Source organism: Pseudomonas sp. 43(2021) (assembly GCF_017490805.1).
In the GTDB taxonomy this organism is placed as follows: Bacteria; Pseudomonadota; Gammaproteobacteria; order Pseudomonadales; family Pseudomonadaceae; genus Aquipseudomonas.
On record NZ_JAFGYJ010000503.1, the window covers coordinates 1 to 453 of the forward strand.

Annotated in this window: 1 protein-coding gene; it reads right to left on the reverse strand. The window is 60.7% G+C overall.

The genetic code is table 11. From position 1 onward, the window contains the following. Positions 1 to 453, reverse strand: a 453-nt coding sequence (locus J5M71_RS28390; RefSeq protein WP_207838962.1) for an EAL domain-containing protein, incomplete at both ends; no start/stop codon positions are given.

Genomic DNA, 453 nt, shown 5'->3' on the forward strand with positions numbered 1-453 from the left:
ATGATCGCTTGCACCACGGCACGGTCGTTGGTGCCGCTGCTGATCGAGGCGATAAAGCGTTTGTCGATCTTGATCCCGTCGAATGGATAGGCGCGTAGGTAACCGAGCGACGAATAACCGGTGCCGAAGTCGTCCATGTTCAGACGCACGCCGAGCTCCTTCAGCTGATTCATGGTGGTCAGCGCGCCGTCGGTGTCGTTGAGCATCACGTTTTCGGTGATCTCCAGCTCCAGACGGCTGGCCGGGAAACGCGTTTCCACCAGCACTTCACGAACATCTTCGACGACATCGCTGAGGGCGAACTGCGCAGGCGATAGGTTGACCGACAGCAGAATGTCATGGGGCCATTCCAGCGCGGTTTCGCAGGCTTCGCGCAACACCCAGCGGCCCAGCGGTACGATCAGGTCGGTCTGCTCGGCCAGCGGAATGAACACGTCCGGCCCGAGCAAGCCC